The organism is Belnapia sp. AC561, assembly GCF_979252845.1.
Genome location: NZ_CEEDBP010000031.1, coordinates 70,184 through 77,529 on the forward strand (window position 1 = coordinate 70,184; position 7,346 = coordinate 77,529).

Sequence of the window (7,346 nt, forward strand, 5' to 3'; positions counted from 1 at the left end):
GGCGGTGCTTCCAAGACCCGCACGTGGTGGTTGCAGTGGGGCCGGGGCCATGGCACCTGTCCGCCATGCTCGATCGCCGCCTGTTCCTGACGATTCCCGCGGCCTTGGTGGCCACCCCCGCAATGGCCGCCGCCGGGGGGTTCGATGGCTTCCTCGACGGGGTCCGGGCCGATGCCCGGCGTGCCGGGGTCTCCGCCGGTACCCTGCAAAGGGCGCTGACCGGCGTCCGGCCGAACGACCGGGTGCTGGAGCTGGACCGCAAGCAGCCCGAGGGCTCGCTGAGCTGGGAGCAGTACCGCGACCGCATCGTCTCCCAGACCCGGATCGACAATGGCCGGCGCAACTACGGCGAAAGCCGCAGCCTGCTTTCGGCCATCGGCACCCGCTACCGCGTGGACCCGCGGGTGATCGTCGCCATCTGGGGGATGGAGACGAATTTCGGCACCAATACCGGCGGCTTCGGGGTGATCGAGGCGCTGGCGACGCTGGCCTGGGACGGCCGCCGCTCGGCCTATTTCCGCACCGAGCTGATCGCCGCGCTGCGGGTGCTCGAGGGTGGCCATGTCACCCCGGCACGGATGCGCGGGAGCTGGGCGGGGGCCATGGGGCAGCCGCAGTTCATGCCGTCCAACTTCGAGCGACTGGCGGTGGATTTCGATGGCGACGGGCGGCGCGACATCTGGGACAGCCGCGCCGATGCCCTGGCCTCGATCGGCAACTACCTGGCCCGCAGCGGCTGGCGGGACGAGGAGCCCTGGGGCCAGGCGGTGCAGCCGCCGCCGGGCTTCGACCCGGAACGCGCCGATACCGAGACCAAGCGGCCGCTGCGCGACTGGAGCCGCCAGGGCTTCCGCCGGGCCGATGGCGGGCCGCTGCCGACCTCCGAGATCGAGACCGCGGTGGTGCTGCCGCGCAACGGGAATGGACAGCTTTTCCTCTGCCATCAGAATTTCCGCGTCATCCGGCGCTACAATCCGCCGATCAACTACGCGCTGGCGGTCGGGCTGCTCTCGGATAACTTCGGGTGAGGCAGCCGGCGGCCGGGATGGCGGCGCTGCTGCTGGCGCTGCTGGCGGCCGGCTGCAACCGGCCGGCCGCACCACCGTCCCAGCCGGCGGCGCGCTACATGCTCGGCCAGCCCTATGTCATGGGCGGTGTCTGGTCCTATCCGAAGGAGGATTTCGGGCTGGACGAGAGCGGCATCGCCACGGTGCTGCCCCGCGGCGGGCGCGGCCGGCGGACCGCCAATGGCGAGGTCTTCGACCCGGACCGGCTGGTGGGGGCGCATCGCACCTTGCAGCTTCCGGTCATCCTCTCCGTCCAGAACCTGGAGAACGGGCGGGAACTGCGGATCCGGGTGAACGACCGCGGGCCGGTGCAGCCGGGGCGGATCCTCGGCCTGTCGCCGCGGGCGGCGCAGCTTCTCGAGATCCCGGCTGGTGGTGCGGCGCAGGTGCGCATCCGGGTGGACGCGGCGCCGAGCCAAGCCCTGGCGCGGGCACTGCCGAGTGCGGAGGCCAGCGGGCCGGCCATGGCGGCGGTACCGCGGGCGGCGGTGGAGACCGAAGCCCTGGCGCCCTTGCCCGGGGCACGCGACAGCCAGCGCATCCGCCAGGCTCCGGCGCGGATCCAGGCGGAGACGGTGGCCGAGAGCGACCCGGCGCTGCCGCCCGACCCGCTGCCGGAGCAGGCGACGATGGGCTCAGCCCGGCCAGGGCGCCTGCTGATCGAGGCGGGGAATTTCTTCCGCCGCGACCTGGCCCAACGCCAGGCAGCACGGCTGGCCGGGCTGCAGGCGCGGGTCGAGCCCTTCGGGGTCGGGCGGCAGCCGCAGTTCCGGGTGCGGCTCGGGCCTTACCAGAACCTGGAGGCGGCCGATCGCGCCCTGGGCGCCGTGCTGCAGGCCGGGCTGCCCGAGGCGCGGCTGCTGGTCGAGTAGCCACAGCGTCGCAACACCTGCCGGCAAAGGCCCGGCGGGTTTCAATTCTCCTCCTGCGCACAAGCCCTTGAGCGGCTATGCTGCGGCGCCTTATGCGATGCAGCCGCCCACCGGAGTTCGCCAGCCATGCCATCCCGCCCTGCCCAATCGGGATCCACTACTGCGGGTGCCGGCCGCCGCAGCCTGCTGCTGCCGGCCGCCGCGGCGCTGACCACCGCCAGCCTGCCCATCAGCATGCCGGCCATGGCGCAGTCTCGTCCGGCGGCACCGCGCCCCGGCGCTCCGCGCGTCCCGGCGGGCCCGGCGCCGACGCCGGCGACCACGCCGCTCGGCCCCTTCGATACCATCGCCCGCCAGGCGCTGATCATCGATGCCGATACCCGTGAGGTGCTGCTGAGCAAGAATGCCGATGAGCGGATGCCGCCATCCTCGATGTCGAAGCTGATGACCATGTACATGGTCTTCTCGATGCTGAAGGCCGGCCGGCTGAAGCTCGACCAGGAGCTGCCGGTCAGCGAGCGCGCCTGGCGGATGCAGGGCAGCAAGATGTTCGTCCAGATCGGCAGTACGATCCCGGTCGAATCGCTGATCCGCGGCGTCATCGTGCAGTCGGGCAACGATGCCTGCGTGGTGCTGGCGGAAGGGATCTCGGGCTCCGAGCAGCAGTTCGCCGAGGCGATGAATGCCAAGGCGAAGGAGATCGGGCTGACCAGCAGCAATTTCCGCAACGCGACCGGCTGGCCCGACCCGGAGCACCGCATGACCTGCGCCGATCTGGCGACCCTGGCGCGGCGGATCATCACCGACTTCCCGGACTACTATAAGTACTACAACGAGCGCAGCTTCACCTGGAACGGCATCACCCAGGAGAACCGTAACCCCGCGCTGTCCAAGGTGCCCGGCGCCGATGGGCTCAAGACCGGCCATACCGAGGAGGCCGGCTATGGCCTGACCGCCAGCGCCAAGCGCGGCGACCGCCGCCTCATCTTGGTCTTCAACGGCCTGCCCAGCATGAAGGCGCGTGGCGAGGAGAGCGAGCGGTTGATGGAGTGGGGCTTCCGCGAATTCGAGAATGTCGTGCTCTTCCGCGCCGCCGAGGTGGTGCAGGAAGTGCCGGTGCATCTGGGCGAGAAGCCGACGGTGCCGCTGGTCGGCGGGCGCGACCTGGTGGTGACCATGCCGAAGGCGTGGCGGCAGCGGATGCAGGTGCGGGTGCGCTACGACCAGCCGGTCGCGGCGCCGGTGCTGAAGGGGCAGAAGCTCGGGGCGCTGGTCGTCTCCGGCCAGGGCATGGCGGGGGCGGAGCATGAGCTCTTCGCCGGGGCCGATGTGGAGCGGCTCGGGCTGCTGCCGCGCATCCCGGCGGTGATCGGCCGCTGGTTCGCCGGCAGCTGATGGCGCGCGGCCGCTTCATCACGCTCGAGGGCGGCGAGGGGGCGGGCAAGTCCACCCAGGCGCGGCGGCTCGCCCGGACGCTGGCGGCCGAGGGCATTCCGGTGCTGCGCACGCGCGAGCCCGGCGGGGCGCCCGGGGCGGAGGCGATCCGCCGCGTGCTGCTGGGCGAGGGGCCCTGGGATGGCGTGGCCGAATGCATGCTGCATTTCGCCGCCCGGCGGGAGCATGTGGCGCGGACCATCCGGCCGGCGCTGGAGGCGGGGATCTGGGTGGTCTCCGACCGCTTCGCCGATTCGACCCTGGCCTATCAATGCTTCGGCCAGAGCGTGCCGCGCGCGGTCTTCGACGCGCTGGCGGCGGTGGCCCTGGAGGGGCTGGCGCCCGACCTGACCCTGGTGCTGGAGATCGATGCCGCCGAAGGGCTGGCGCGGGCCGCCGCGCGGGGCGATGCCAATCGCTACGAGGCCATGGATGCGGCCTTCCATGCCCGGATCCGCGACGGCTTTCGGGCCATCGCCGCGGCCGAGCCGGGACGCTGCGTGCTGATCGATGCGACGGATGGCCCGGAGGGCGTCGCCGCCGCCATCCTGCAGGCGGTCAAGGCCCGGCGATGAGCGAGCCGCGCACGACCGCCGACCTGGTCGGCCATGACGATGCCGCCCGGACCTTGGAGGAAGCAGCGCTTTCGGGGCGGATGCATCATGCCTGGCTGATCGCCGGCCCGACCGGCGTCGGTAAGGCGACGCTGGCCTTCCGCTTCGCCCGCTGGCTCCTGGCCGGGATGCCGCCGAGCCCGCCAGGGGAGACGCCGCTGTTTCTGCCCGAAAGCCATGCGGTCTTCCGCCGGGTCGCCGCCGCCGCGCATGCGGACCTCTTCACCATGGCGCCGAATACCGGCGAGAAGGGCAAGAAGGAGGTGCTGCGGGCCGAGGATGCCCGGGCCGCCGTGCGCTTCATGGCGATGACCGCGGCGGAGGGCGGCTGGCGCGTGGTCGTGGTCGATGAGCTCGACCGGGCCGAGCGCGAGGTGGTGCCGAATATCCTGCTGAAGACGCTGGAGGAGCCGCCGCCACGCACCGTTCAGCTGCTGGTCAGCGCGGCGCCGGACCGGCTGCTGCCGACCATCCGCAGCCGCTGCCGCCGGCTCGACCTCGCGCCGCTGCCCGAGGCCGCGATGGTGGGGCTGCTGACCCGCTGGATGCCGGAGATGGGCGGGCCGGACCGGATCGCGCTCGCGCGTATCGCCGATGGCTGCCCGGGCCGGGCGCTGCTGCTGGCCGAGGGCGAGGGACTGGCCCTGCAGGGCATGGTGGAGGAAGTCTTCGCCGGCCTGCCGCGGCTCGATCCGCGGCGGGTGCATGACATCGCCGATCGGGTGACCACGCGGCGGGATGCCGCGGCGCTGACGACCTTCATGGCGCTGCTGCGCCGGGCGCTGGCGGCGGGGCTGCGGGCGGCGGCGCGGGGTGGGGTGCCCGCGCCCTGGACCGCCGGGCGTTCGCTTGCCGAGTGGTCCACCCTGTGGGAAAAGCTCGGCCGCCTCGCGGATGAGACGGAGCGGTTGAACCTCGACCGGAAGCAGGCCGTCCTGAGTGGCCTCGGGATGCTCTCCGTCCGCTGAAAGAAGCAGCGATGCCCACGACCTACCTGACCACCCCGATCTATTACGTCAACGACAAGCCGCATATCGGCCATGCCTATACCTCGCTCGCCACCGATGTGCTGGCGCGGTGGAAGCGGCTGGACGGGCATGAGGTCTTCTTCCTCACCGGCACCGACGAGCATGGCCAGAAGGTGGAGAAGGCGGCGCAGGACGCCGGGATGGACCCGCAGGCCTTCACCGACCAGGTGAGCCAGAGCTTCCGCGTCCTGGCGGAGCGCATGGGCTTCTCCAACGACGACTTCATCCGCACGACGGAGCCTCGCCACAAGGCGGCCTGCCAGGCGCTGTGGCAGGAGCTCGTCGCGCGCGACGAGATCTACCTCGGCGCCTACGAGGGCTGGTACGCGGTGCGCGACGAGGCCTTCTATGGGCCGGACGAGCTCACCGAGCGCGACGGGGTGAAGTATGCGCCGAGCGGCGCACCGGTCGCCTGGGTGAAGGAGCCGAGCTACTTCTTCCGGCTGTCCAAGTGGCAGGACTGGCTGCTCGACTTCTATGAGCGGAACCCGGACTTCATCGCCCCGGCCTCCCGCCGGAACGAGGTGATGAGCTTCGTCAAATCCGGCTTGCAGGACCTCAGCATCAGCCGCACCAGCTTCACCTGGGGCGTGCCGGTGCCGGGCGACCCGGCGCATGTGATGTATGTCTGGCTGGATGCGCTGACAAACTACATCACCGCGGCGGGCTATCCGGATACCGGGGCCGAACGCTGGCGCTTCTGGCCGGCCGATGTGCATTTCGTCGGCAAGGATATCGTCCGCTTCCACGCGATCTATTGGCCGGCCTTCCTCGAGGCGGCGGGCATCGCGCCGCCGAAGCGGGTCTATGCGCATGGCTGGTGGACCAACGAGGGGCAGAAGATCAGCAAGAGCCTGGGCAATGTCATCGATCCCATCGCGCTGATCGACGAATTCGGCCTGGATGCGGTGCGCTACTTCCTGCTGCGGGAAGTGCCCTTCGGCAGTGACGGCGATTTCGCCAAGTCGGCGATGATCGGGCGGCTGAACGGCGAGCTGGCGGATACGCTGGGGAACCTGGCCAATCGGACACTGTCGCTGATCCAGCGGAATTGCGACGGCAAGCTGCCCATCGCAGCCGGGCGCAACGAGGCGGATGCGGAGCTCTTCGCGCTGCTGGATGCGCTGCCGGAGGCGGTGGGCAGGTCGCTCGACGCGCAGCAGTACCACATCGCGCTGGAGACGATCTTCCATGCGGTGCGGGAGGCGAATGGCTACATCACCCGGCAGCAGCCCTGGGCGCTGAAGAAGACCGATCTGATGCGCATGGCCGTGGTGCTGCGGCACCTGCATACCGCGCTGCGGATCTTTGCCACGGTGCTGCAGCCCTTCATGCCCGGCACCATGGCCGCCATGCTGGACCAGCTTGGCGTGCCGGCCGAGGCGCGGCAGCTGGCCGCATTGGCGGAGCCCTTGCCGGAAGGCACCATGCTGCCGCCGCCGGCACCGCTGTTCCGCAAGATCGAGGTCACGGCGTAAACGATGCTGGTCGATAGCCACTGCCACCTCGATTACTTCACCGAGGCCGAGATCGACGCCTTGCTCGAGCGTGCCCGCAACGCCGGGGTCGGGCGGATGGTCACGATCGGGGTGCGCGCCTCCCAGGCGCCGGCGGTCAAGGCGCTGACGGAACGCTACCCGGATGTCTGGGGCACCATCGGCGTGCATCCGCACAATGCCGGGGAAGGGGAGATGCCGACGGTCGAGGAATTGGTCGCGCTGGCGGACCATCCCCGCATCATCGGCATTGGCGAGAGCGGTCTCGACTACTTCTACGACAAATCGCCGCGTGAGCTGCAGGCGGAGGGTTTCCGCCGGCATATCCGGGCGGCGCGCGCCGCCGGGCTGCCGCTGGCGATTCATGCGCGGCAGGCAGATGAGGACATCATCCGCATCCTGCGGGAGGAGCGCGACGCAGGCGGCGATTTCGCCTTCCTGCTGCATTGCTTCTCCTCCGGCGCCGATCTTGCGCGCCAGGCCGTGGAGATGGGCGGCTACCTATCCTTTTCCGGCATCCTGACCTTCCCGAAGTCGCCGGAGATCCGCGCCATCGCCGCGGAGGTGCCCGCCGACCGGTTGCTGGTCGAGACCGACAGCCCCTATCTCGCCCCGGTGCCGCTGCGCGGGAAGCGTTGCGAGCCGGCCTATGTGGCGCATACCGCCAAGGTGCTGGCGGGGGTCCGCGGCCTGACCCCGGCCGAGGTCGAGACGCTGACGACCGATAACTTCCTCCGTCTCTTCCCGAAGGCGGCCTGAGCCCATGCTGCGCGTCACCATCCTCGGCTGCGGGGGCTCGGGCCGCCTTCGGGAAGAGACGGAGGAAGTTATCGGT

7 protein-coding genes are annotated in these 7,346 nt (G+C 70.7%); all 7 read left to right on the top strand.

Annotated features, from left to right (window positions below; genetic code table 11):
- Positions 1 to 65: 65 nt before the first annotated feature.
- The 7 genes from AC0IW9_RS22010 to AC0IW9_RS22040 all read left to right on the top strand — a co-directional run bounded on the left by AC0IW9_RS22010 (position 66) and on the right by AC0IW9_RS22040 (position 7,270).
- Positions 66 to 1,028, top strand: a complete 963-nt coding sequence (locus tag AC0IW9_RS22010) for a lytic murein transglycosylase (protein ID WP_471650446.1) — start codon at positions 66 to 68, stop codon at positions 1,026 to 1,028.
- The gene (locus AC0IW9_RS22015) at positions 1,025 to 1,939 is read left to right on the top strand and encodes an RlpA-like double-psi beta-barrel domain-containing protein (protein WP_471650447.1); all 915 of its coding nucleotides are present in this window, start codon (positions 1,025 to 1,027) and stop codon (positions 1,937 to 1,939) included. The genes AC0IW9_RS22010 and AC0IW9_RS22015 overlap by 4 nt, the downstream gene beginning before the upstream one ends.
- 126 nt (positions 1,940 to 2,065) lie before the next feature.
- Complete coding sequence (locus AC0IW9_RS22020; RefSeq protein ID WP_471650448.1) at positions 2,066 to 3,334, top strand: D-alanyl-D-alanine carboxypeptidase family protein; 1,269 nt, start codon at positions 2,066 to 2,068, stop codon at positions 3,332 to 3,334.
- Entirely contained in the window at positions 3,334 to 3,948 is a 615-nt protein-coding gene (tmk, locus tag AC0IW9_RS22025) for a dTMP kinase (protein WP_471650449.1), read from the top strand. The genes AC0IW9_RS22020 and tmk overlap by 1 nt, the downstream gene beginning before the upstream one ends.
- On the top strand, positions 3,945 to 4,955 hold the full coding sequence (locus AC0IW9_RS22030) for a DNA polymerase III subunit delta' (RefSeq protein ID WP_471650450.1): 1,011 nt from the start codon (positions 3,945 to 3,947) through the stop codon (positions 4,953 to 4,955). Before tmk ends, AC0IW9_RS22030 begins: the two co-directional genes overlap by 4 nt.
- A gap of 11 nt (positions 4,956 to 4,966) precedes the next feature.
- Positions 4,967 to 6,493, top strand: a complete 1,527-nt coding sequence (gene metG, locus AC0IW9_RS22035; protein ID WP_471650451.1) for a methionine--tRNA ligase — start codon at positions 4,967 to 4,969, stop codon at positions 6,491 to 6,493.
- 3 nt (positions 6,494 to 6,496) lie between these two features.
- The gene (locus tag AC0IW9_RS22040) at positions 6,497 to 7,270 is read left to right on the top strand and encodes a TatD family hydrolase (protein WP_471650452.1); all 774 of its coding nucleotides are present in this window, start codon (positions 6,497 to 6,499) and stop codon (positions 7,268 to 7,270) included.
- Positions 7,271 to 7,346 lie beyond the last annotated feature (76 nt).